This is a genomic window from Salinirubellus litoreus, from assembly GCF_037335815.1.
Lineage (GTDB): Archaea > Halobacteriota > Halobacteria > Halobacteriales > Haloarculaceae > Salinirubellus > Salinirubellus litoreus.
The window spans coordinates 801,627-825,193 of record NZ_CP147841.1 but is presented as its reverse complement, the minus strand read 5'-3'; the positions used below and the strand labels follow the sequence as shown (position 1 = coordinate 825,193).

The window sequence follows — 23,567 nt, the reverse complement described above, 5'->3', positions numbered from 1 at the left end:
TAAGAGCGATCCGCTCTCGTAGGGAGGTATGGACTACGACCTCGCGATAGAGGGGACACCCGGGACGATATCGGGCGGAACCGGCGTCCTGCTGATCCACCCGAGTACGGGGGAGACCGACCGGATCGACACGGAGTTCCTCAACGTCGACACGGACCACCGGCTCGTCGTCTCGACGCGGACGACGGCGCGGGAGGTCCAGCAGAAGCTCGAGTACTACGGCGTCGACACCGAGAACACGGTCATCCTGGACACCCTCTCGGTCGAGCGCGGCTACTCGCGACGCAGCTCCGACCGGGTCCACTACGTCGCCGCCCCGGACGACCTCGACGGGATCGTCGCGCAGGTCCGGGAGTTCCTGGAGACCCACGAGGGCAAGCTCCGGGTGAGCCTCGACTCCATCACGGAGATGGCCTACTACGCAGACGAGGAGCGGGCGAGGGTCGCCGTCGAGGAGATACTCGACCTGCTCTCCGAACACGACGCGGTCGGCCTGTTCCACATCGCCGAGGAGGTCCACGAACCCGAGGTCCTCGAGGGGTACCACGAGCTGTTCGACGGGGTGATCGTCCTCGACGAGGACGGCACCGTCACGACGGACTTCTGACCCCCACCGGCGGCCCGATTCAGCCGTCCTCCAGCTCCGCGAGCGTCCGCTCGATCCACTCGACCGCGTAGTCCGCGCCGTGGTGGCGGTAGGCCGCCGTGTCGAGGGCACCGAACGGGGTCGGGGGATCGACCCCGTGCTTGACGGCGCTACAGGCGAGTTCGGCCGCGGCCGCGAACGAGGTCTCCCCGGTCGCTACCTCCCCCATGAGCCCCGAGAGCCGCGGCTCCAGGCGCTCGCCGGCGTCGACCCACGCCTCGTAGAGCGGGGTGAGATCGGTGGAGTCGCCGGGGGTCTCGTCGTCCCCGTTCGACTCCCACCCCTCGAACGTCTCGCGCGTGTGGAGCCCGACGTACGCGTCGTAGACGGCGTTGGCGAGCTGGTACGTGTCGGCCGGCGAGAGCGGTACCGACCCCGCGAGCGCCGCGTACCGGGACTCGAAGAACCCGAGGAAGTGTTCGGGGAGTCCGGTCCCGGCCTCGACGAGCGCCTCGCCGATGAGGAAGGAGACGAACGCGTCGGGCGAACCCTCCAGGCGCGGCTTGACGAACACCGTGGGTGGGTCGGTCTGGCGCGTCCAGGCGACCCCGCCTTCGCCCGGCATCCCGATGGTGAACTCGCCGCCCGCCAGTCGATAGAGCTGCTCGGGTGCGTCCCTCGGAACCCACTCGTCGGGGTAGCTCAGGGGGTCGAACCGGTCGACCATCGGCCCGAGGTTCTCGGCGAGCTCCGGCGGGAGGATCTCGAAGTCACCCGCCACGTCGAGGACGAGCGCCACCGGTGCGTGGCGGTCCCTCACCGCCGCGAGCGGCCCCGACAGCTCGCGTCGGTCGAACATCTCAGAGCGCCATCGCCAGGACGATCGTCAGGGCGAGCAGGCCAGCGACGACCACGGTGCCGAGGACGACCTTCGTCGCGTCACTCATATCCCAGGCTACCGACCGGGGGGTGGTTAAGTGCTTCAGTTCCCGTCGGCTTCCGACCAGTGACTCCGCCCCCAGTCCGGTTTCAATTCGCTATCTGTAGCAATAATTTATTAATCGTGATAGCAGGTTTAAAATTCCACTCGAAACGTAGGTTCGATCGTCTAGTCGTCTATCCGCCGTTCGTGCGGTGTGTGAGGATTCCACTCGAAACGAGGGGGTTCGCCGGGGCGCTACGCTCCGACGGCGGACCTCAATCGTCACCGGAGGTCGCCTCCCCTCGCGTACGTGCAGCCGTCACCCACCGTCCGGAGGCGAACCGGGCGGTGTTGACGACGGCCTTCACGTACAGACCCGCGAGGATGGCCACGAACGCGGCCCCGACCCCCAATCCCATCCCCGGCGCGACCGAGAGCCGTCCGAGCGTCAGGCCGCCGAGGGAGAACGGGCCGACGGTGACGGCGTAGCCGATCGGGAGCGCGAGGAAGGCGATCGGGAGCCTGACCAGGTAGGTCCCGACGACCGTCCCGTAGAACGGCCAGCGGGTGTCACCCGCTCCGCGGAGCGCCCCGCGCATGGTCCGCGCGACGGAGAACCCCGCGACGCCGAGTGCGAACACGCGGACGAACGCCGCGGTCAGCGCGACGTCCTCGGTGCCGAACCCGCGGGCGACGTACGGGGCGAGGACCGCGAGAACGGCGGCGACGAGGAGCTGTGTGGCCAGCGCGATCCGGGTGGTCTGCCAGCCGTAGCCCGTCGCCGCCTCGTCCTCGCCGGCACCGACGGCCTGACCGACGAGCGTCGAGGCCGCCGTCGAGTACCCCCAGGCCGGCATCATCGCGAACAGGACCACCCGCCGGCCGACGGCGTAGGCCGCCACCTCGGAGGTCCCCAGCACCCCAAGGACGAACAGGAACGGGAACCGCCCGAACGTCCGGGAGAGCCGAGTCCCCGCGAGCGGGAGGCTCACCCTCGCGATCTCGACCATCAGCGGGAGGTCGAACTGCGGGCCGCCGAGGCGGAGCCGCACGGGGAACCGCGACGTGAGCAGGAGCCCGAGAAACGCCCCCGCCGAGAGGAGGTAGGCGACCGCCGTGCCGAGCGCCGCGCCGACGACCCCCAGCGAGGGGAACGGCCCGAGTCCGAAGACGAGCACCGCGTTGAGGACGATGTTGACCGGGAGCGTGACCAGCCGGACGTACATCGGCGTCCGGGTGTCGCCCGCACCCGCGAGCGCCCGGGCGGCGATCATCGACCAGAAGCGGGCCGGCGACGCCGCGAGGACGATCAGGAGGTAGTCCGCACCCTTCCAGATCGTCTCTGGATCGTTCGTGAGCAGGCCGACGAGCGGTTCGGCGTAGAGCCACCCACACACCGCCAGGGGGACCGAGACGAGCAGGCCGAGCCAGAGCGACTGCTTGATGGCGAGGTCCGCCCGGTACGGATCGTCGGCACCGAGGAGCCGCGAGACGACGCTGATCGTCCCGGAGGTGAGCGCGAGCGCGAGGCCGAACGCGACGAAGAAGTACTGGAAGCCGAGTTCGAGCGCCGCGATGCCGGCCGCGCCCGTCGCCACGCCGACGAACAGGAAGTCCGAGATACGGATGAGCACCCGGAGCGCGCCAGTCACCATCACCGGGACGGCGAGGTCGAACGCCTCCTCGCCCATCTCCCGGTCGACGACGCCGAACCGCGCGAGCAGCGCCGGGAATCGGTCGAGCACCCGCCGGACGGCACTCCGAACCGCCTCGAACCGCTCGCGGGCGTCGAGCCGGGGCACGCTAGCCCGGAGAGGCGACCGTGTTTCTACCTTACGGAGGCGGCCGTTCCGGGCGGTTCCAGGCGGTTCCGGGAGTCCGTGATCTCCGGGACCGCCGCGGGACCCGGCCGATTTTTCGCCGTGCCGTCCCTCCTGCCGAGCGAGTATGAGCGTCCCTGCCGAGGTCGAAGATCTGATCTCGGGCGCACGCCTGAGCGCCCACGTCGCGACGTCCGTCGACGACCGCCCCCACGTCGCCCCCGTCTGGTATCTCTACGACGAGAGCGTCCTCTCGTTCGTCACGAGCGGCCGGAAGCTCGAGAACGTCCGGCGGAACCCCCGGGTGGCGGTCTCAATCGAGCGAGTGACGGAGGGGAGCGTCGACTGGTCGGTCACCCTGCTCGGGACCGCGAGCGTCGTCGAGGATCGGGAACGGGTCGCGCCGGTGGCCGAGCGGATCTTCGAGAAGTACGACAGCGACGGCGAGTACCCCTTCCAGCCACTCGTGGAGGTCGAGGTCGGGAGCGCCTCGGCTCAGGTGTACTGAGTTCGATGGAAGCGGGGTTCGAGGAGACGGGACCAGGCCCGAACCGGACTCAGTCGCCCGGCCGGTCGCCCATCCAGTTCTCGGGGACCTGGATGACGTAGCGGCCGTTCTCCTGGAGCGCGATGATGTACTCCTCGCGGTCGAACAGCTCCATCAGGTTGAGCTCGTACTGGCCGGGCTCGACGATCTTGATCGATTCGAACTGGTCGTTGAGCTGCTCGCGGAGCTCCTCGATGCCGGGCTCCTCCCCGCTGGGCTCGCTCACGACGCGGCCGTCGCTGGGTGCCGGCGCGTCGGTTCCGGTCGCGGTGGCTCCTCCCTGCGAGTCACCCGGGGGATCGGGTTCGGTTCCACCGGAAGCGGAGGGGTCAACCGCGTCCGCCACCAGCTCGTCCGGGCCCGCCACGTCCGCGCGGGCGCTCGCCTGTGCGAGGTCCTCGGCATCCCCCGCGTCGTCCGCCTCGCGCCTCGCGTCCGCGTCGATTATCTCCGCGTCCTCCCTCTCCTCGTCGAGGTCGTCCGGCCACGGGGCCGACGGGTCCGGGGCCGCATCGGGTTCCGGCTCCGGGTCCGCCTCCGTCGGTCGCTCCGAACCCGAGTCGGCGGTTCCGGTCCCGGACTCCGAGCCTGCTCCCACGAAGTCCCGGACCTTCGTGGCCGCCCGACCGACGGTGTTCGCGGCGTTCCCCCCTTCGGGTTCGGGCGGTTTCGACTCCGCGTCGGCCGGCGGTTCCTCGGGGATCTCCGCCCCCTTCGGGTGGAACTGGAACGTGTTGCCGCCACAGCCCGGACAGCCCGAGAGCATCTCCTTCGAGCCGTCGGCGAAGGTGTGGCCGCAGTTCGTACACTGGTGTGGCATCTGGAGCCCGGGCCTACTTCCTCGTGATGAGCGTGCTCAGGAGGTTCTGGTCCTTGTGGAGCGTCTCGATGCGGTTCGCGGGGCCGATGACGGTCAGCTTCCCGTCGTCCCGCTTGCCCATGAGCCGGCCGAGGATACCGCTCTCGCCCGAGCTCTCGCCGGGGTAGGTCTCGATCTCGATCCCGGTGAACCCGTCGGGGCTGATCTCGGACATCGTCACCTCGATCAGCTTCGACTCCTCGTCGGGGGAGAGCCCCCGTTCGAGGATGACGATGTTGTCGTCGTGGACCCCGTCGAGGATGAGTCGGATCTTCTCCATCGTCCGGAGTCCCTTCAGTCGCTCGGCGCTGATCAGGTCAATCTGGACGCCGTCGCCGTCGTTGCCGTCGTCAGCTTTCAGTTCTGCCATCCTGTTCACCCGAAGTACTCCGCGACCTTGTCGTAGACCTCGTCCATGTTGTCCCCCTCGAGGGCGGACAGCGGGATCGTCTCGTGCTGTGGGAAGGCGTTCTTGATCCGCTGGACCGACGCCTCCTCGAGGTCGATCTTGTTCGCGAGGATCAGGACCGGGAGGTCCTGACTCTCGATGATACCGATGAGCATGGTGTTCACCTGCGTGAACGGGTCGTCCGCGGCGTCGAGCACGTAGATGACCCCGTCGACGTCCTCGCGGAGCCAGTGCATGGCCTCGGCGACCCCCTCGGTCGCCTCGCGCGAGCGCCGGATGGCGTCGTCCTCCTCGATGTCGTGTTCGAGGAACTCCTTGTAGTCGACCTTCGTCGTCACGCCGGGCGTGTCGACGATGTCGATGGTCACCGACTGACCGTTCCGACTGATCTCCACGTTTTCCTTCCGTCGCGCCCGCCGCGTCTCGTGGGGGACGTGGCTCTCGGGCCCGACGGCGTCGCCCGTCCAGTCGCGAGCGATACGGTTGGCGAGCGTCGTCTTGCCCGCGTTCGGCGGGCCGTAGATACCGATGCGTTTCGGGTCCTGTGCCGAGAACAGACTCGACGTAACCCGGGCGATGCTTTCCCTGAGTCCTGTGAGCAGTCCCATCCTTTCCCTCGACGGCCCCGTTTCACCTCGAAATCGGGGACGCTTGCCCGTACTACCCCACCCCACTCACTTAACTGTGCGTCAGACACACATAACCTTCCTGAGAGCTGGTCGCCCGGGTTTCACCCCTCGAACCCGGGGAACACGACCGACTCCACTATCGGTATCAGATTTCCGCAACTTCCCTCCACCGTGCGATTCGGACCGTAGCCGCGTCGGATGCCGGTCGCTGCTCGGCCCGTCGACCCGTGCCGGCGGCGAACTCGCCGAGGGTGGGTACCGGAGTCGGACGGTGTGGAACACCCGGCGTGTGGCTCCTCGATGACGACCGGCCGTCCGGGTCGGAGGAGCCGGCCACCCCTCGAACCCCCCCACCCCTTCGTTTCAGGTGGAACCGGACGAGACGGCCACCTCCGGAAGCGGTCGAGAGAGCAGTATTCCACCATATCTCCCGTCTCATCGTCTCTAGGCGGGTTATTCTACTCCACACAGCCTAGAACTAGAAGCTCCATCTCTCAAAACGGTATTCTAGTACTACGGGTCCTGTTGTAGCATCTAGGTAATGAATCTTTCCCTGCAAGCCGTCTTCCTCCAGTCCCCCTCTCCCTCGTGAGTCGTTCCACCCGAAACGAAGGGGTGGGGGGGTCGGGGACCGGAGGATCCAGCTCCCCCAGTCTCCAGGGAACTCCCCGAGCTCGCCCCCGTCGGAGTACCGGGTCCTTCCCTTCCGATTACTGCCGACCGAGTCACCGCGATCCGTGTCGGAACCTCCGTCCCTGTCGACGCCCGCCGAGCCGGACGGCGGTCCCGAGTTCTCCGGATTCCGATAGTCCGGACCTCCCTGCCGACGAGCGCCCGTCTCCAATCGTCTCCTGATCGAACTATGGCCGGTCTCCAGTCGTCTCCCGACCGGACTGTGGGTGGAGGGACCGGTCGGGAGATGACCGTAATACTTAATATGCTATCCACCACCGGTTCTTCTGCATCAACTGGACAGCGGAATCCGGGCCTCGAACGTAGAAACCCCGATCTGGGCGGTATACGGGGTGTTCTCGACCGCCCGGAAAGAACTTCCACACGAAACACAGGGGTGAACTTTCGAGCAATGATTACGGTTCCACGTGAGACGAAGGGGGTGTCCCGAGGGGCATGAGAGACGCCGACACCGACCCGAGCGAGGAGGCCACCGATGACCAGGGTGACGTCCCTCCCCGCTCCGACACTGGCAACTCCTCCACCAGCGAGGAGGGCGATACGACGAACGCGACGAACACCACGAACACCGACTCGACCGGCGGATTCGGTGGGGGGGATGGGCGACGGTCCGATGGGGAGGTCGACCTGACGTCGGACGGCGCGAGGGGTGCCGGCGACCGGACGGACACGGGGATCGACATCGAGGAACTCGTCCTCGACGACGGTTCCGAGGAGCCGGACGAGGCCTCGAGGGGACTGTTCGACGACCTGCTCGAGGGCGAGCCGATCTTCGAGAACAAGGAGGTGCTTCGCCCCTCCTACACCCCCCACCGGCTCCCCCACCGTGAGGAACAGATCAACAACATGGCGACGATCCTCGTGACCGCCCTCAGGGGGGACACCCCCTCGAACATCCTCATCTACGGAAAGACGGGGACCGGGAAGACCGCGAGCGCGAAGTTCGTCAGCGAGGAACTGGAGTCGACCTCGAAGAAGTTCGAGGTGCCCTGCGAGGTCGAGTACATCAACTGCGAGGTGACGGACACCCAGTACCGGGTGCTCGCCCAGCTCGCCAACAAGTTCATCGACAAGAACGAGGCGGTCGTCGAGGACCAGCTGGAGGAACTCCGCGAGACCGAGAGCAGGCTGGACGATCCCGACGATCCCGCCCCGCTCGCGGGGACCGAGTTCGACTCCGAATCGTCGCTGCGCGCACGTATCGAGGAACTGGAGTCCGATCTCGACGGGTTCGAGCAGGTGCCGATGACCGGCTGGCCGACCGACCGGGTCTACTCCACCTTCTTCGACGCCGTCGACTACCACGAACGCGTCGTCGTCATCATGCTCGACGAGATCGACAAGCTCGTCGAGAAGTCCGGCGACGACACGCTGTACAACCTGTCGCGGATGAACTCCGAACTCGACAACTCCCGGGTGAGCATCATCGGCATCTCGAACGACCTCAAGTTCACCGACTTCCTCGACCCGCGCGTCAAGTCCAGCCTCGGCGAGGAGGAGATCGTCTTCCCGCCGTACGACGCCACCCAGCTCCGGGACATCCTCCAGCAGCGCGCGGACGTCGCGTTCAAACCCGAGACGCTCTCGGAGGACGTCATCCCGCTGTGTGCCGCCTTCGCCGCCCAGGAGCACGGCGACGCCCGGCGCGCGCTCGACCTCCTCCGAACGGCGGGAGAACTCGCCGAACGCGACCGCACGGACACCGTCGAGGAGAACCACGTCCGCCAGGCCCAGGAGAAGATCGAACTCGACCGCGTGGTCGAGGTCGTACGAACGCTCCCCACCCAGTCCAAACTCGTCCTCTACGCGACCATCCTGCTGGAGAAGAACGGCGTCCACAACATCAACACCGGCGAGGTGTTCAACATCTACAAGCGGCTCTGCGGGGAGGTCGACGCCGACGTGCTCACCCAGCGCCGGGTGACGGACCTCATCAGCGAACTCGACATGCTGGGGATCGTCAACGCCGTCGTCGTCTCGAAGGGCCGATACGGGCGCACCAAGGAGATCTCCCTCTCCGTGCCGATCGAGGAGACCGAGGCCGTCCTCCTCTCGGATTCGCGGCTCGGCGAGGTCGAGGACGTCCAGCCGTTCGTCCAGAGCCGGTTCGATAACTAACAGCCACCACTTTTTGCACTTCGCTCGGGCCTAACGGCCCTCGCTCAGGCAAAAACGTGGGGAAAAAAGGCGCGCCTCGCTCCAGCCGCGAGCCGAAGGCTCGCGTTAGTCGCTCGGCGCGGGTGAGCGTGCTAGCCACATCCGCAGGTATACTGGGCTCTCACCGGAAGCGGTTGTTCCTGTCGTCCGACGGTGTTCCGGAATCGAGTGGATGCGGAACGTTTCTCTATCGCTTCGGCCGTCCTACCCCCACGCGCAGGAGGTGTTCCCCATCGGGGTCATCCCTGTCGGTTCGCCAGTGACCGTTCCGGCCTCGACGCCCGCATCCACGACGCCGGGTGCGAACGGACCGGTCTGGGATGCCCACAGGCGGATGTTCCCGAGCCACGGGATGCGGAACTCGGCGGTGCCGACGACCCAGGCCGGCCTGACGGGATCGGAGAGGCCGCTCACCTGGTCGTAGCGGCGGTTCGTCCGCTCGTTGTCGCCCTTCGTGATGAACCCGGCGTTGGGTGCGGGACAGTTCTCGAGTTCGTCGCAGCTATCGGCGGTCCCGACCGCCCTGGGGTCGACCTCGACGGCCTTGTCGTACCAGTTCTCGCTGGCGTTGACGTAGAACATCGCCCGGTGGATGATCGGTGTCGTCCCGGTGTCGCCGTCCGGTTCGTAGACGATGACGTCCCCGGCCATCCCGAACTTCCGGTAGCCAGTCCGCTCGCCGGTCCGGTGGGTGACGACCCCCGTGCCCTCGTACGCCGCCCCGCCGGGGAAGCGGTGTTCCTCCATCACGAACACGAGGTCGCCGGTCTTCATGTGCGGGTACATACTCGGGGATTCGACGGCGACCATCGGGGGCCAGAGCCCGCTGACCCCGAACAGCAGGAGGCCGACGAGGACCACCGCGAGGACGCTCGACAGCACTTCGCGCACGTACGCGACCGCTCCCCGGTCGGTCTCGAGGAACCAGCGGACCCACTCCCGGGGGGTTCGACCCCCACTGGCCCCGTCGGCCCCGACCGAACGGTTTCGGGACGGAGGACCGGCGTCCCGCTCCCGGTCGGGACCGCCGTCGGGCTCACTCATCAACTCGTACCACCGGAGGCAGGCGTTTGAACGTTCTGACTCCGTCGCCGTCGATACGTCGGGCGGATGTGGTCGCTCGCTCCGCCACGCTTTTCTCGGGGCCACTCCTGCCTCGGGTGTGCCACTCGAAGCGCCGGCACGGGTCGCTCGGGCGCTGGCCGGCCGGGGATACAACGCCGAACGGGAGGCCGTGACGCTCATCGCGAACACGCCCGATCCCGGTGACGCCATCGACCGCGTCGTCGAGAGGGTTCCCGAGGACGCCGTCAAGGTGACCGCGGAGCACGTCCGGTCGGCGCTCGGCGAGCGCCCTCCCGTTTCGGACCCCCCCTCTACATCGGATTCGGGTTCCCCCGGGTCCCCGATCGAGCCGGGCGATCCCACCACTGCGGATCCCCCCGGGGACGAAGCCGTCCCCGACGACCCCTCCGGCGAGGCCGACCCCTCCGTTTCATCTGGAACCCACGCTCCCAACCCGGGCACGCACGCGGATTCTCCACCTGAAACGAAGGGGTCGGATATCGACGCTTCGGCCGTCCCCGGCGAGGGGGGTACCGAGGTCGAGGGAACGGAGGCCGCGCCGCCGACGATCGGAGAGCAGGGGGACGCCTCCGCGGAGTCCGGATCGGCCCCGTCGGCCGCGACGGAGTCGGCGGCCACAGCCGACGATCCCCAGCCGTCCTCTCCCGATCCGGGGGAGAACTCGATCGCCCCGTCCGAGGGAAGGTCGGCCCCGGGATCGACGTCGGAGTTCGTCCGGCAGGTCGACCGGTCGCTCCGGTCGGTCGAGGTGACGAACGACATGACCGGGCGGTCGACGGGGACCGGCGAGTACCGCGACTTCGTGGAGACGTTCCGCGACCGTTACGACCGTCTCTCGGCGAAGCTCAGGGGTCGGGTCACCCACCGGCCCGCCCGGTCGCTGCAGACCGCTCCCGGCGGCGGGGAGGCCGGGATGATCGGCATGGTGAGCGACGTCCGGTCGACGGCGAACGGCCACTGGCTGGTCGAACTCGAGGACACGACCGGGGTGTTCCCGTGTCTCGTCATGAAGGACAAGGGGATCGCGGACCTGGTCGACGAACTGCTCCTCGACGAGGTGATCGCCGTCGACGGGAGCCTGAGCGACGACGCCGGCATCCTGTTCGTCGACTCGCTTCACTTCCCGGACGTCCCGCGGACGTTCGAGCCGAAGACCGCGGACCGACACGTTCGCGCGGCGCTCGTCTCCGACGTCCACGTCGGCTCACAGGAGTTCATGGGCGACGCCTGGTCGCGGTTCGCCGACTGGCTACACACCGAGGACGCTGCCGAGGTGGAGTACCTGCTGCTCGCCGGCGATATGGTCGAGGGCGTGGGCGTCTACCCCAACCAGGACGAGGAGCTCTCGATCGTCGACATCTACGAGCAGTACGAGGCGTTCTCCGAGCACCTGAAGGAGGTTCCGGGCGACATCGAGATCGTGATGATCCCGGGGAACCACGACGCGGTCCGCCTCGCGGAACCCCAGCCCGGGTTCGACGAGGAACTCCGGGAGATCATGTCGGCACACGACCCGCGTATCGTCTCGAACCCCTCGACAGTCACCATAGAGGGGGTGTCTGTGCTGATGTATCACGGGGTCTCGCTCGACGAGGTGATCGCCGAACTCCCCGAGGAGAAGGCCTCCTACGACCACCCGCACCGCGCGATGTACCAGCTCCTCAGGAAGCGCCACGTCGCCCCGCAGTTCGGCGGCCACACGCGCATCGCCCCCGAGGCCAGGGACTACCTCGTCATCGACGAGGTGCCCGCGATATTCCACACGGGACACGTCCACAAGCTCGGCTGGGGGAAGTACCGGAACGTCCTCGCCGTCAACTCCGGGTGCTGGCAGGCCCAGACCGCCTTCCAGAAGTCCGTCAACATCGATCCGGACCACGGGTTCGCGCCGGTCGTCGATCTCGACACGCTGGAGCTGACGGTGTACGACTTCAACTGACCACTTTTTGCACTTCGCTCGGGCCTAACGGCCCTCGCTCAGGCAAAGACGTGGGGAAAAAGCGCGCCTCGCTCCCTGCGGTCGTCGACGGCGGCCCCTGGCCGCCGTCTGCTCGGGAGAGCAAAGCTCTCCCGGCGCTCGGCGCGGGTGAGCGAGCTAGCCTCTCCGTCAGCAGTTCCATCGTTCTGACAGAGAGCACTCTCGGCCCCGTCGTCTGCCCGTCACCCCTCACGAAGTTTCAAGTACTGGAACGGGACCACCACCGTCGTGGTCCGAGAGCGGCCGCCGGGTGGCCGGGGCGGGAGCGCGGCACACCGTCCGGCGGGAGCGAGGGTGCCGCCTGTACGCCAGGACGCTCGTAGGTCACGAGTCGACCGGGTGCCCGGCCGCCTGTGAGCCGGGTCTTCGCCGGCCGGTCGATCAGGTGGCTGGCCCCGACTCCAGTCGGTACCTGACCGTAGGGGTGCCGTCGAACACCGGCCCGGTCCCCTGGTTCTCGAAGCCGGCGGCCTCGGCGATCGCCTGCAGGTCGTCGTCCTCGCCGGTGACCAGCATCTCGACGATCATCCCCTCGTTGCGCGCGAACCGGCACGGTTCCTCCAGCAGGCGCTCCTCCGCACCGGTCGTCCCTTCGAGCTGTGTCACGTGGACGGTCTCGCGCCGGGCGTCGAAGCTGACGAAACCGAGCACCTCGTCGTCGTCCTCCGCGACCCGGACGGTCCGGTCGTGGACGAGGTTCCGCATCACGTCGGTCGGGGTGTCCGTCAGTTCGGCGAGCCGATCGGCGTCGGCTTCGACCGCGTCCCGCACTTCCATACCCCCTCTGTGAACCCCAGCGGATTAAACCCCGCGCGCCCCCGGGCTGTCGATCGGCCCCACCGATCGACGGGCGTGTCCGCGGTGGGAACGGAGGGACACAGTTAACCGGAGGGACGGGGTAGCCGGCTGCATGAACGCGGAGACGCGCGAGACCCACGGTCGCGGGCGGGTGAGACGATGCGGGTAGTCGCCAAGTTCGGGGGTACCTCGCTCGGCAACGGCGAGCGGGTGAACCGCGCGGCCGACTCCATCGCCGCCGCGGTCGAACAGGGCCACGAGGTCGGCGTCGTCGCCAGCGCGATGGGATCGACGACCGACTTCCTGCTCGACGCCATCACGTTCGAGGCCGACGACGCCGACGAGGCCGAGATCGTCTCCATGGGCGAGCGGACCTCCGTGCGGATGCTGAAGGCCGCCCTCTCGGCCCGGGGGGTCGACTCGGTGTTCCTCGAACCCGGCGCGGAGGACTGGCCGGTGATCACCGACGAGCACGGGGAGGTCGACGTCGAGGCGACGCGGACCCGGGCGCAGGCGGTCGCCGAGGCCTACCTCGCGAAGGGTATCGTCCCGGTGATGACGGGTTTTCTCGCACAGGACCACGCCGGCAACATCACCACCCTCGGTCGCGGCGGCTCGGACACGACGGCGGTGATGCTCGGCAAGTACATGAACGCCGACGAGGTGGTGATCGTGACCGACGTTGAGGGCGTGATGACCGGCGACCCGCGGGTCGTCGAGGGGGCCCGAAACGTCGGGGAGATCACCGTCGACGAACTCCGGAACCTCTCGTTCCGCGGGGCCGAGGTCGTCGCGCCGTCGGCGCTGTCCTACAAGGCGGCCGATATGAACGTCCGCGTCGTCCACTACCAGCACGGCGACCTGCTCACGGGCGGGACCCGTATCGAGGGGCAGTTCGAGAACCTCATCGACCTCCGGGAGGGTCGGCTCTCCTGCATCACGGTCGCCGGGCGCGCCATCCGGAACACCCCAGGGGTGCTGGCACAGCTCACGACTGCGCTGGCCGACGCCGATCTCAACGTCGACGCGGTCTCCTCGGGACTGGACTCGGTGACGTTCTACGTCGACGCCGACCTCGCACAGGAGGCCGAGACCGTCCTCCACGACACGGTCGTCGGGAGCGACACGCTCTCGTCGGTCACCGTCGAGGACGACATCGCCGTCATCAGGGTCACGGGCGGGGAGATCCCGAACCAGCCGGGGATCCTCCGTCAGATCATCAACCCGCTCTCCGACCAGCACATCACCCTCCACGACGTCATCACCTCGGCGACCAGCATCGCCGTCTTCGTCGACTGGGACGACCGTGAGGAGGCCCTGCGGACCGTCCAGCAGGAGTTCTGACGGAGTCGAGAACGTCGAATCGGTCCCCGGTCGCTCGTCGTTCGCCGCTTACCCGTTGTAGAGGGCCGTCTCGGTACCGCCGTCGTCGACGGTCGCCGCCGCCGCACAGACCGCGTGCTCGAACTCGTGATCGTAGAGTTCGCGCGCGGCCGCCTCTGCCGTACCTGCCTCCAGCGCGAACGGCTCGGGGGTGTCCCGCTCGTAAGTGGCGACGAGGGTCGGCTCCGAGACGGACTCGACCTGCAGGCGGTCCCGCTGGACGGTCGCCACGTACGCGCCCGAGGAGCTCGTGACCCCCGCGATCCGGGGGGTGTCGTAGTCGTCCTTCTCGAAGTCGAGCGCGAGCAGCGCGAGCGCGAGCGCGTCGCGGGCGGGGTAGCCGAGTTCGATCTTCTCCGCGACGGGATCGACGTGCGAGCCGTTCCCGACCACGACCATCGAACCCGACGGGTGCTCCACGGGTCGGACGCAGTTGTACGCGACGTAGGGGTTGTCCGTCTCGGGGGCGTCCGGGGTCGGGCCGACGGTGAGCGTCCCGTCGCGCTCGGTGACCCGCCGGTTCGGGAACGATCGGGAGGAGACGCGATAGGCGGCGATGCCGGGACCGACGACGAGGAAGCGGCCGACGTACATGCCCGTCCCTGCATCCGTTCGAACCCTAACGGTTGCGGTCACGGGGTCGACACCGGACCGACGTGGGGATTTTTCACCCGATGGCTACCACTCGGTCCATCGCATGAGCCCGGACGTGGCACACATGACGGCGGCCGGCATCGCGAGGCGGATCAGGGACGGCGACCTCTCGCCCGTCGAGGTGGTCGACGAGGTGCTGGAGTCGATCGACGAGCGCAACGATCGGACGAACGCGTTCGTGACCGTCACCGACGAGCGTGCCCGGGAGGGCGCCGAGCGCGCCGAACACGCCGTGGAGACGGGCGAGGAACTGGGGCCACTCCACGGCGTCCCTGTCGCGATCAAGGACCTCGACGACGTCGCGGGCGTGCGGACGACGTACGGCTCGAAGCTCTACGAGGACAACGTCTCCGACGCGAACTCCCCGTTCGTCGACCGCCTCCTCGATGCGGGGGCCATCGTCGTCGGGAAGACGAACACGCCCGAGTTCGGCCTCGGCTGTACGACCCACAACCGCGTTGCGGGACCGACGGGAACGCCGTTCGCGCCCGATCGCGTCTCGGGGGGATCCTCCGGGGGTGCGGGTGCCGCGCTCGCCGACGGGCTCGTCCCGCTGGCGCAGGGTTCGGATACGGGCGGGTCGATCCGGACGCCGGCCTCGTTCTGCGGCGTCTACGGCCTCAAACCCACGTTCGGCCGGATCGCGCGGGTCGACGAACGCAACGGCTTCGGGGACCACACGCCGTTCAGCCACCTCGGGCCGATGGCCCGCACGGTGGAAGACGCCGCCCTCATGCTCGACGTGATGGCCGGGCCGCACCCCCTCGACCCCTTCTCGTTGCCGGAACCGGAGGTCGAGTACGCCGCCGCGACCCGCCGCTCGATCGAGGGCGTCTCGATCGCCTACAGCCCCGACCTCGGCATCTACCCCATCGACCCGGCGGTTCGGGACGTGATCGACGACGCCGTGGACGGGTTCGAGGAGGCGGGCGCGACCGTCGAGCGGATCGACCTCGATCCGAGTCTCGCCCAGGACGACGTGCTCGACGCCTACTACACGTTCGCGAAGGTGCTCTGGGAGTCGCTGTTCGATAGCCTGGAGGAGGAGGGCGACCTCGATCCTCGGGGAGCCGACCGCGACCGTCTCGCCGAGAGCACCGTCGAGACCATCCTCGAGGCCGAGACGGTCTCCACCCGGGAGTACAAGGCCGCCGACCGGACCCGGACGCGGGTCCTGGAACTCGTCCAGGGGATCCTGGAGGAGTACGACCTGCTCGCCACGCCGACGCTCGCGGTCCCGCCGTTCGAGATCGGCGAACTCCCCACCGAGGTGGACGGCCGGTCCGTCGAGCCGCGCCGGGGGTGGCTCCTCACCCAGCCGTTCAACATGACCGGGAACCCGGCCGCGTCGATACCCGCAGGACTGACCGACGAGGGCCTCCCCGTGGGGATGCAGCTCGTCGGTCCACGGCTCGCCGACGACGAGGTTCTCGCTGCGAGCGCCGCGTTCGAGCGCGTTCGTCCGTGGCGGGACCGCTACCCCTACTGAGCGAAGGATCGTCCGGTCAGGCCCGCCGAGGCGGATCGCTCGGCTCCCGTCGGTGACTCGGCGGCAGGATTCATATACGATCGGGAGACAGTTCGGGTATGGAACACGAGATCCGACACCGGCCGTCGTACGCCCTGCTCGACGTCTCGCTCGAGGCGGGCGAGGCGCTCACCGCCGAGGCGGGCGCGATGGTGAGCCACAGCGACGGCGTCGAGATCGAGACCGATCGGGGCGGCGGCGGGCTGCTCTCGTCGGTCAAGAGCTCGGTGCTCGGCGGGGAGTCGTTCTTCCGGAACACGTTCACCGCGCCGGAGGGCGGATCGGTGACGCTCGCCCCGCCGCTTCCGGGCGACGTCGTCCACCACGACATCGACGACGAGACGCTGTACGTCCAGTCGGGGGCGTTCGTCGCCGCCGAGCGCGGCATCGAACTCGACACGGAGTTCGGCGGAACCAGGTCCTTCTTCGGCGGCGAGGGGCTGTTCCTGCTGACGCTCACGGGTAGCGGCCCGACCTTCTTCGCCAGCTACGGCGCGGTCGAGCCGGTCGAGCTCGGCCCCGGAGAGCGTCACGTCGTCGACACCGGACACGTCGTCGCGTTCACCGAGACGGTCTCCTGGGACGTGAAGCGCGTCGGCGGGCTGAAGTCCTCGCTGCTGTCGGGCGAGGGGCTGGTCTGTGAGTTCACCGGGGAGGGGACCGTCTGGCTCCAGACGAGGAGTCAGGACGCGTTCCTCTCGTGGCTGATCCCGCAGCTCCCGACCCGGAGCGAGAGTTCGTAAGGGTGACACGACGGACGAAGACCCGACGGGACGAGCGACCGGGAGGGGGGGTGTACGGCGAGCCAGAGTCCCGCCGGACATAGAGTCGACCGGACCGAATATGTCCCCGGCGGCACACGGCGGTACCGATGACCGGTCGCCGAGGCGACGAGGAGTCCGCGGGCTTCGTCTCGTGGCTCGCGTTCGAGGTCGAACTGTTCGGATACGACCCGACCGAGTGGGTAGTGCTGACCGGGGATCGACGGCTGGTGAGCGTGCTCGGGATCGTCCCGGTGGCGGCGGCGTTCGCGCTCGCGGTGGCCTCGGGCCTGGCCCCGCTCCGCAAGGAGACTCCGGTCCTCTTCCTGCTGTTCGCGCTGATCGGCGCGAACTTCACGCTCATCACCATCGTCACCTCGCTCGGACAGTTCGTCCTCGGCCGTCGGCTCGAATCCCCCGGCGAGATCAGGGGGAAGATCGGCGAGACGATCGCCTACCGCGAGGACGTCGCCGGGACCGTCGGCCGGCGGCTCATGCCCGTCAAGCCCGACGCGTTCTTCCTGGCGCTCTACCGGAGCGTCCACGCCGACCTCGAGGAGCTGGAACGGGTCTCGTCGGAGGGGCGGACGAAGCGTGCCCGCGAGGAGCTGACGGCGCTCGTCGACGGCCTGCGGTCCCACACCGACTACGTGATCGACCTCCTCGGCCGACCGTCGAGCGGGCTGAAACACGCGCTGTTCACGTCCCTGACCGCCGACTACGAGAACTACGTCCACCGGACGTGGTACCTCCGGACCGAGCACGCCGACGAGTTCACCGAACAGGTCGGCGAGCCGCTCGACCGGCTGACCGAGGTGCTGAAGCACATCGAGGTCGCGAGCCGGATGTTCAGGACGGTCTTCATCGAGTCGGAGGTGTCGGAGCTCTCGCGCTACCTGCTCTACGTCGGCGTGCCGATCCAGATCGTGGCGGTCGTCCTGATGCTGCTCTACACGGTCCCGGGCTCCGAGCCGCCGCTCCCCGTCGGGACGCTCTCCGTGCTCGTCCCCGCGGTGCTGACCGCCGGCTTCGCGCCGTTCCTCGTCCTGGCGTCGTACGTCGTCCGGCTGACGGTCGTCGCGCGCCGGACGGCCGACACCTTCCCGTTCAACTCGCAGCTCCGGAACCCCGTCGCGCTGAGAGAGGAGTTCCCCGACGACCGCTGAGCGGGCATCTCCGGCGGCCGTCGCGGGACGATCGACCGCTCGCCACCCGACCGTACTTGTGTGCGGACCGTGACCACCGGTCATGGCAGGGAACGACAAGGACAACGACTACGACTGTCTCGACTACGCCGTCGAGGACCGGACCGCGTGGATCGAACTCGACCGTCCGGGGACGCTCAACGCGCTCTCGCCGACGCTGCTCGCGGAGCTGGAGGACGCGCTCGACCGCGCCGAAGGGAGCGAGAACGTCCGTGCCGTGGTCCTCAGTGGCCGCGGCCGGGCGTTCTCCGCCGGGTACGACATCGGGGCGGGGGAGACCGAGCGCACGCTCGACGAGCGGGTGCTGTCGCAGCGGACCCACCTGGAAGCGATCTTCTCCTCGCGGCTCCCGGTCCTGGCGGCGGTCGACGGCCCGGCGCTCGCCGGCGGGTGTAACCTCGCCGTCTGCTGTGACCTGACCTTCGCCACCGAGGGTTCGACGTTCGGCTACCCCGATATGCACTTCGGCGAGCCGCCGCCGAAGTTCGTCCTCCCGTTCGTCACCGACTCGCTCAAGGACGCCCGCGAACTGCTCTACACGGGCAAGACCGTCGACGCCGAGGCCGCCGAGCGGATGGGCATGGTCAACCGGGTCGTCCCCGAGGGGGAACTCGAAGCCACAGTCGAGACCGAACTCGCGGGGATACGGAAGACGCCCGGTACCGCCGTCGCCGTCGCGAAGGCGATGGTGAACGACGTTCAGGAGGCCCAGGGCTACCGGCGGTACGGCCGCGTCGCCGAGTACGTCGGGACGATGACGATGGAGACCGAGACCGCGAGGCGGTTCCGCGAGATCCGCGACGAGAAGGGGCTGGATGCGGCGCTCGAGTGGATGCACGGCACCGACAAGCCCTGACCCCCTTCCCTCACCGGCGTCCGACCCCGGCGGTCCGGGACGGCCGGCACGGGTCTCGACCCGGCGAACTCATGCCCGATGGGCGACTCGATGACGTATGTTCGACCCACGGGAACGAGCCTACCTGGAGACCGCACGGGTCGCCCGACTGGCGACGGCCGACGCCGAGGGACGGCCCCACGCCGTCCCGGTCTGCTTCGCGTTCGCCGGCGACCGCATCGTCACGCCGATCGACGAGAAACCGAAGGCGGTATGACCCGGGGAACTCCGCCGGGTCCGCGACGTCGACGCGAACCCGCGCGTCGCGCTCGTCGCCGACCACTACACCGAGGACTGGTCGGAGCTGGGGTGGGTGCAGGTCCGGGGGACCGCGACCCATCTTCCGCCCGGCGAGTCGGGTCATCCCGCGGCGGCGACGGCGCTCCGCGAGAAGTACGACCAGTACGCCGACCACGCGCTCGAAGAGCGCCCGGTGATCCGGGTCGGGTCTCACCGGGGAGCGTCCGGTCGTGGGGGTTGCTGTCCCGACCGACGGAACCCCTCCTCTGAGCCTCCCCCGGGCTCGCGCCGGCTCACTCCCCCCCGACGGCCTCGGAGAGCGCGAGCACCCGCGAGACGGCCGTCCCCGCGTCGGGCGCGAGGACGCGCGTGATGGCCTCCTTGCCGACGTCGCCGCGGTCGTAGACGGCCGCCGGGGTCCCCTCCGTCTCCTCGAACGCACGCCGGGCGACCCAGCCCATCGTGCTCCCCTCGGCGTCAGGGCGGGGCTCCTCGCTCCGATCGAGTTCGACCGCCGGATCGTCGAGTTCCGAGAGCGCCGCCTCGACCCGCTCGTCGAAGCGACAGTTGACCGCGAACCGGAGCGAGGGGTCGAGTTCGCGGGCCGAGAGCAGGAACCGTGCGACGTGGCTCGACGCCCCGAAACGCACTCCCCGATTGGGCTGGACGCCCGACAGCGTCCGGGTGATGCGACCCTCGACCGCGGCGGTCTCTCCGGGTGTCTCGGCATAGGGGGTCGCCCCGACGACGTTCATCCCGACCTCCGGGACGACCGGCGAGACGTCGGCGTCGACGAACCGCCGGACGACCCCCTCGACGGCTTCGGCCGTCGGTTGCCGTGCCGCGCGATCGCGGAGCGCCGCCAGGTGGTGGACGGTCCCGGGACCTTCGCCGACGTCGAGGTGGTAGCGGACCGCGCGGGCGAGGAGCGAGACGCCGGCGTCGACGGCGTCGGCGAGCGAGTCACCGTGCGCGATCCGGGCGGCGACCGCGCTCGCCAGCGTACAGCCCGAACCGTGGGTGGCGTCGGTGTCGACGCGGGGGTGCTCGAACGTCTCGACGCCCGCACTCGTGACGAGGACGTCCCGGACGACGTCGCCGGGGACGTGCCCGCCCTTGACGAGCGCGGCATCGGTCCCCAGGTCGACCAGTGCCTCGCCGGCCTCGACCGCGCTCGCCCGGTCGGTGACCTCGACGCCCGTGAGGACCCCGGCCTCGTCGGCGTTGGGCGTCGCCAGTGCCGCCGACCCGAGCAGGTCCTCGTAGGCGTCCTCCGCGCCGGGGTCGAGCAGTCGATCGCCCGTCGTCGCGACCATCACCGGGTCGACCACCAGCGGGACGTCGAGTTCGGCGGCGCGGTCGGCCACCGCCGACACGATCGGTTCGGTCGCGAGCATCCCCGTCTTCACCGCGCTCACGTCGAAGTCCGAGCGGACGGCCTCGATCTGTGCGGTCACCTCCTCGACCGGGAGGACGTGGGTCGACTCGACCCCGCACGTGTTCTGTGCGGTGACGGCCGTGACGGCACTCGTCCCGAAGACTCCCATCGCCTCCATCGTCTTCAGGTCGGCCTGTACACCCGCGCCGCCCCCCGAGTCGCTGCCCGCGACGGTGAGCGCGACGGGACGGCTGTCGGGCGCTGGTGCTCGCGTCATTATCATTCCGTTATACCACGGGGTCATAACACTTTACCGGACGCTCGTCCCACCCTGTCCATGGCCTTCACCGACGAGATCCGCGCGGACGCAGAGGAGGTCTGGACGGCGATCCTCGATCACCCGATGGTCCGCGAACTGGGCGCGGGGACGCTCGACGAGTCGCCGTTTCGCTACTGGGTCCGCCAGGACTACGTCTACCTGGTCGAGTACTCCCGGGTGTTCGCCCTCGGCGCGGCGAAGGCACCGACGCTCGAACGGATGGGGACGTTCGCCGAACTGCTGGAGTCGACGGTGAACGTCGAGATGGAGCTCCACCACTCGTACGCCACGGAGTTCGGCATCGACGAGGCGGAGCTCGAAGCCACGGAGCCCTCCCCGACCACGCGGGCGTACACGGACTTCCTCGTCCGGACCGCGGCGCTCGGCGGGTTCGGGGACACCGTGGCCGCGCTCCTCCCGTGCATGTGGGGGTTCAACGAGACGGGCAAGCGTCTCGCCGCCGCCGGGAAGCCCGACGACGAGCGGTACGCCGAGTGGATCGAGATGTACGCCGGCGAGGAGTTCACCGAACTCACGGACTGGTGCAAGGACCTGATGGACGAGGTGGCGGCCGAGGCCACCACCCGGGAGCGCGAGCGGTACCGCGACCTGCTCCTGACCTCGGCACGCTACGAGTACCGGTTCTGGGACGCCGCGTGGCGGGAGGAGGGGTGGTCGGTGTGAGCCGGGACGGGTCTCCCGGTGATAATCAAGTGGTACCACTGGGTGGCAAGACTTTTCACCGGCGGTTCGATAGCCGAGAGGGATGAACGCGGACACCCGGCGACACGATCTGCGGGCCGTGACCGACGGAACGTGGGGGGAGTACCTCTCGGAGATGGGCCCCTCGTGGGTCGCCGGGGCCGTCGCGGCCGGGCCGGCGACGATGGCGAGCGTCGTCACCGCGGGCGCGACGTTCGGCTACGCGCTTCTGTGGGTCGTCCTCCTCTCGGCGGTCCTCGGGGCGACCGCCCAGTACCTCGCGATGCGGCTCGGACTGCTCACCGAGGCGGGCATCGTCTCGGTCGTCGAGCGACACCTCGGCGGGGGCTGGGCGTGGATCCTCGTGGTCGACGCGGTGCTCGCGGCGGGGCTCGCCCAGCTCGTGATCATGAAGGGCCTCGCGGACGTGAGCGCCGCGGTCACGGGTGTCGACGCCCGGGTCTGGGGGGTCGCCTGGGCGGTCGTCCTCGCGCTCGGACTGGCCGGTCGGGGCTACCGGTTCGTCGAACTCCTGGCGAAACTCCTCGTGAGCGGCGTCGTCCTCGCCTTCCTCGCCTCGCTGTTCGTCGTGCCGGTCGATCCGGCGAGCGCCGCGACGGGGCTCGTCCCCCGGGTCCCCGCAGGCGTGGACGGCGCGCTCGTCGCCGCGGGTATCCTCGGTGGTGCGGTCCACATCACGCTGATCACGATGCACTCGTACAACATGCGCGCGAGGGAGTGGACGAGCCGGGAGTACGGGCTGGCGACGTTCGACGTGGGCGCGTCGATGCTCGTCGCCTTCGGGATCTACAGCCTCGCGATCTTCCTCGTCGCGGCGGGAGTGCTCCACTCCCCGGACGTGGCGGCGGGCGACCTCACCGCGGTCGCGGCCGCACAGGCGCTCGGCCCGCTCGTCGGGCAGAACGCGAAGTGGCTCTTCCTCCTCGGGCTCTGGGGTGCCGCAGTCTCGACGCTCGGCGGTAACACGGTCGTGCCGCCCTACCTCCTCGCGGACAGGCTGGGCTGGGGGACGGACGTCTCCGACGCACGGTATCGCGGACTGCTCGTGGCCGTGGCGCTGCTCTCGGGCCTGGGGGCGTTCCTCGGCGGGTCGTTCTTCCCTCTCCTGGTACTGGTCCTCGCGTTCGGCCTCGTCGGGACGCCGTTCGCCATCGCGGTCGTCCTCTACCTCCTCAACGGCGACGCGGTTCCGGAGCCCAACTCGACGCTCGCCAACCTCGGCGGGATCGCCCTCCTCCTCGTCACGACGGTCCTCGCCGGCAACTTCGTCCGGACGCGGGCGCTCCCGGACCTCGGCGACCCGCTTCCGACGTTCGTCGCCGTCTTCGCCCTCGGCCTCGGTCTCGCCACCGTCGCCCTGGCCGGGAGGTACGTCCGCCAGACCGTCGGGGGCGGGGCGACGGCATGACCGACGAGCGCGCCGACCTCCCGTTCCCGCTCTCGGGGACGACGCTCGTCGTGGGGCCGTCGAACGTCGGGAAGACCCGGCTGACCGCTCGCGCGCTCGATGCCTGGGTCGGTTCGCGGGGTGCCGAGGGCGTCGTCGTCCTCGACTTCGCCCCCGAGTTCGAGCGGGACGGTCGTGTCCTGGGTGGTCGGCTCACGCGGTTCGGACCGCTCCCAGAGGGCGTCCGGGCGAGCGTCCTCGACACCCACGCTCCGCGCGCGGAGGGCGAAACCGAGGCCGAGTCGGTCCGGCTGGCGGGGGAGAACGCGGATCGGGCCCGGGCGATCGTCGATAACCTCCCCGACCGACCCCGGGCCGTGTTCGTCAACGACGCCACCATCCCGTTCCAGCACGAGCGCGGCCCCCCCGAGTGGCTCACCGACTACTGCGACCGGACGGAGGCGGCGGTGCTGAACGCGTTCGAGAGCGACGAACTCGGGACGGACGACCCCGTCTCGCGGCACGAACGCGAGGTCCTCGGGACGCTTCGAGCGTGGGCCGACCGGGTCGTCCGGCTGGACGACGACGGCGGCGAGGGGTGAACGTCGCC

The 23,567-nt window shown here is 69.1% G+C and carries 22 protein-coding genes; 13 read left to right on the top strand and 9 right to left on the bottom strand.

The features are described from left to right. The first annotated feature begins 28 nt into the window (after nucleotides 1–28). Entirely contained in the window at nucleotides 29–607 is a 579-nt protein-coding gene (locus tag WDJ58_RS03995; protein WP_338916334.1) for a DUF7090 family protein, read from the top strand. A 19-nt stretch (nucleotides 608–626) separates the two neighbouring features. Here the strand turns inward: WDJ58_RS03995 and WDJ58_RS03990 are convergent, their stop codons facing one another. Further along, a complete protein-coding gene (locus WDJ58_RS03990; RefSeq protein WP_338916333.1) occupies nucleotides 627–1,445 on the bottom strand; it encodes a DUF7089 family protein in 819 nt (272 codons plus the stop codon). Between the two features lie 338 nt (nucleotides 1,446–1,783). Then, nucleotides 1,784–3,310 (bottom strand): MATE family efflux transporter, encoded by a 1,527-nt coding sequence (locus WDJ58_RS03985; RefSeq protein WP_380660208.1) that lies wholly within the window; start codon nucleotides 3,308–3,310, stop codon nucleotides 1,784–1,786. A 145-nt stretch (nucleotides 3,311–3,455) separates the two neighbouring features. Between WDJ58_RS03985 and WDJ58_RS03980 the strand changes: the two genes are divergently transcribed. Beyond that, on the top strand, nucleotides 3,456–3,836 hold the full coding sequence (locus tag WDJ58_RS03980) for a pyridoxamine 5'-phosphate oxidase family protein (RefSeq protein ID WP_338916332.1): 381 nt from the start codon (nucleotides 3,456–3,458) through the stop codon (nucleotides 3,834–3,836). Nucleotides 3,837–3,885: 49 nt separating this feature from the next. Here WDJ58_RS03980 and WDJ58_RS03975 read toward each other — a convergent pair whose 3' ends face one another. From WDJ58_RS03975 to WDJ58_RS03965, 3 genes are read right to left on the bottom strand one after another with little or no spacing between them, the layout of a single operon-like run. Continuing rightward, entirely contained in the window at nucleotides 3,886–4,695 is an 810-nt protein-coding gene (locus WDJ58_RS03975) for an OapC/ArvC family zinc-ribbon domain-containing protein (protein ID WP_338916331.1), read from the bottom strand. A gap of 13 nt (nucleotides 4,696–4,708) precedes the next feature. Beyond that, nucleotides 4,709–5,104 (bottom strand): DUF2073 domain-containing protein, encoded by a 396-nt coding sequence (locus WDJ58_RS03970; protein ID WP_338916330.1) that lies wholly within the window; start codon nucleotides 5,102–5,104, stop codon nucleotides 4,709–4,711. Between the two features lie 5 nt (nucleotides 5,105–5,109). Further along, on the bottom strand, nucleotides 5,110–5,751 hold the full coding sequence (locus tag WDJ58_RS03965) for a GTP-binding protein (RefSeq protein WP_338916329.1): 642 nt from the start codon (nucleotides 5,749–5,751) through the stop codon (nucleotides 5,110–5,112). Between the two features lie 1,149 nt (nucleotides 5,752–6,900). On the opposite strand from WDJ58_RS03965, the gene WDJ58_RS03960 reads away from it, so the two are divergent. Beyond that, entirely contained in the window at nucleotides 6,901–8,583 is a 1,683-nt protein-coding gene (locus WDJ58_RS03960) for a Cdc6/Cdc18 family protein (RefSeq protein WP_338916328.1), read from the top strand. 243 nt (nucleotides 8,584–8,826) lie between these two features. On the opposite strand, the gene WDJ58_RS03955 is transcribed toward WDJ58_RS03960, so the two are convergent. Beyond that, nucleotides 8,827–9,666: a S26 family signal peptidase gene (locus WDJ58_RS03955; protein ID WP_338916327.1), complete on the bottom strand. Its 840-nt coding sequence runs from the start codon at nucleotides 9,664–9,666 to the stop codon at nucleotides 8,827–8,829. Nucleotides 9,667–9,784: 118 nt separating this feature from the next. On the opposite strand from WDJ58_RS03955, the gene WDJ58_RS03950 reads away from it, so the two are divergent. After that, complete coding sequence (locus WDJ58_RS03950) at nucleotides 9,785–11,647, top strand: DNA-directed DNA polymerase II small subunit (protein ID WP_338916326.1); 1,863 nt, start codon at nucleotides 9,785–9,787, stop codon at nucleotides 11,645–11,647. A 420-nt stretch (nucleotides 11,648–12,067) separates the two neighbouring features. Here WDJ58_RS03950 and WDJ58_RS03945 read toward each other — a convergent pair whose 3' ends face one another. Continuing rightward, the gene (locus WDJ58_RS03945) at nucleotides 12,068–12,463 is read right to left on the bottom strand and encodes a hypothetical protein (protein ID WP_338916325.1); all 396 of its coding nucleotides are present in this window, start codon (nucleotides 12,461–12,463) and stop codon (nucleotides 12,068–12,070) included. Between the two features lie 180 nt (nucleotides 12,464–12,643). On the opposite strand from WDJ58_RS03945, the gene WDJ58_RS03940 reads away from it, so the two are divergent. Next, nucleotides 12,644–13,828 carry an aspartate kinase gene (locus WDJ58_RS03940; protein WP_338916324.1) on the top strand — a complete coding sequence of 395 codons (1,185 nt, stop codon included), beginning with the start codon at nucleotides 12,644–12,646 and terminating at the stop codon, nucleotides 13,826–13,828. 48 nt (nucleotides 13,829–13,876) lie between these two features. On the opposite strand, the gene WDJ58_RS03935 is transcribed toward WDJ58_RS03940, so the two are convergent. Then, nucleotides 13,877–14,461 carry an IMP cyclohydrolase gene (locus WDJ58_RS03935; RefSeq protein WP_338916323.1) on the bottom strand — a complete coding sequence of 195 codons (585 nt, stop codon included), beginning with the start codon at nucleotides 14,459–14,461 and terminating at the stop codon, nucleotides 13,877–13,879. Between the two features lie 103 nt (nucleotides 14,462–14,564). Between WDJ58_RS03935 and WDJ58_RS03930 the strand changes: the two genes are divergently transcribed. The 5 genes from WDJ58_RS03930 (at nucleotide 14,565) to WDJ58_RS03910 (ending at nucleotide 19,127) form a co-directional block, all read left to right on the top strand. Beyond that, the gene (locus tag WDJ58_RS03930) at nucleotides 14,565–16,010 is read left to right on the top strand and encodes an amidase (protein WP_338916322.1); all 1,446 of its coding nucleotides are present in this window, start codon (nucleotides 14,565–14,567) and stop codon (nucleotides 16,008–16,010) included. A 98-nt stretch (nucleotides 16,011–16,108) separates the two neighbouring features. After that, nucleotides 16,109–16,792: a TIGR00266 family protein gene (locus WDJ58_RS03925; RefSeq protein WP_338916321.1), complete on the top strand. Its 684-nt coding sequence runs from the start codon at nucleotides 16,109–16,111 to the stop codon at nucleotides 16,790–16,792. Nucleotides 16,793–16,920: 128 nt separating this feature from the next. Beyond that, a complete protein-coding gene (locus tag WDJ58_RS03920) occupies nucleotides 16,921–17,976 on the top strand; it encodes a hypothetical protein (protein ID WP_338916320.1) in 1,056 nt (351 codons plus the stop codon). 82 nt (nucleotides 17,977–18,058) lie between these two features. Beyond that, nucleotides 18,059–18,871 carry an enoyl-CoA hydratase/isomerase family protein gene (locus WDJ58_RS03915; RefSeq protein ID WP_338916319.1) on the top strand — a complete coding sequence of 271 codons (813 nt, stop codon included), beginning with the start codon at nucleotides 18,059–18,061 and terminating at the stop codon, nucleotides 18,869–18,871. Between the two features lie 97 nt (nucleotides 18,872–18,968). Continuing rightward, nucleotides 18,969–19,127, top strand: a complete 159-nt coding sequence (locus tag WDJ58_RS03910; protein WP_338916318.1) for a pyridoxamine 5'-phosphate oxidase family protein — start codon at nucleotides 18,969–18,971, stop codon at nucleotides 19,125–19,127. 316 nt (nucleotides 19,128–19,443) lie between these two features. Here the strand turns inward: WDJ58_RS03910 and thiD are convergent, their stop codons facing one another. Continuing rightward, nucleotides 19,444–20,805 (bottom strand): bifunctional hydroxymethylpyrimidine kinase/phosphomethylpyrimidine kinase, encoded by a 1,362-nt coding sequence (thiD, locus tag WDJ58_RS03905; protein ID WP_338916317.1) that lies wholly within the window; start codon nucleotides 20,803–20,805, stop codon nucleotides 19,444–19,446. A 60-nt stretch (nucleotides 20,806–20,865) separates the two neighbouring features. Here thiD and tenA point away from each other — a divergent pair, with 60 nt between their 5' ends. The 3 genes from tenA to WDJ58_RS03890 all read left to right on the top strand — a co-directional run bounded on the left by tenA (nucleotide 20,866) and on the right by WDJ58_RS03890 (nucleotide 23,559). Continuing rightward, nucleotides 20,866–21,531, top strand: a complete 666-nt coding sequence (gene tenA / locus WDJ58_RS03900) for a thiaminase II (RefSeq protein WP_338916316.1) — start codon at nucleotides 20,866–20,868, stop codon at nucleotides 21,529–21,531. Nucleotides 21,532–21,685: 154 nt separating this feature from the next. Continuing rightward, nucleotides 21,686–22,978: a divalent metal cation transporter gene (locus WDJ58_RS03895; RefSeq protein WP_380661558.1), complete on the top strand. Its 1,293-nt coding sequence runs from the start codon at nucleotides 21,686–21,688 to the stop codon at nucleotides 22,976–22,978. After that, a complete protein-coding gene (locus tag WDJ58_RS03890; protein WP_338916314.1) occupies nucleotides 22,975–23,559 on the top strand; it encodes a hypothetical protein in 585 nt (194 codons plus the stop codon). Before WDJ58_RS03895 ends, WDJ58_RS03890 begins: the two co-directional genes overlap by 4 nt. Nucleotides 23,560–23,567: the final 8 nt, after the last annotated feature.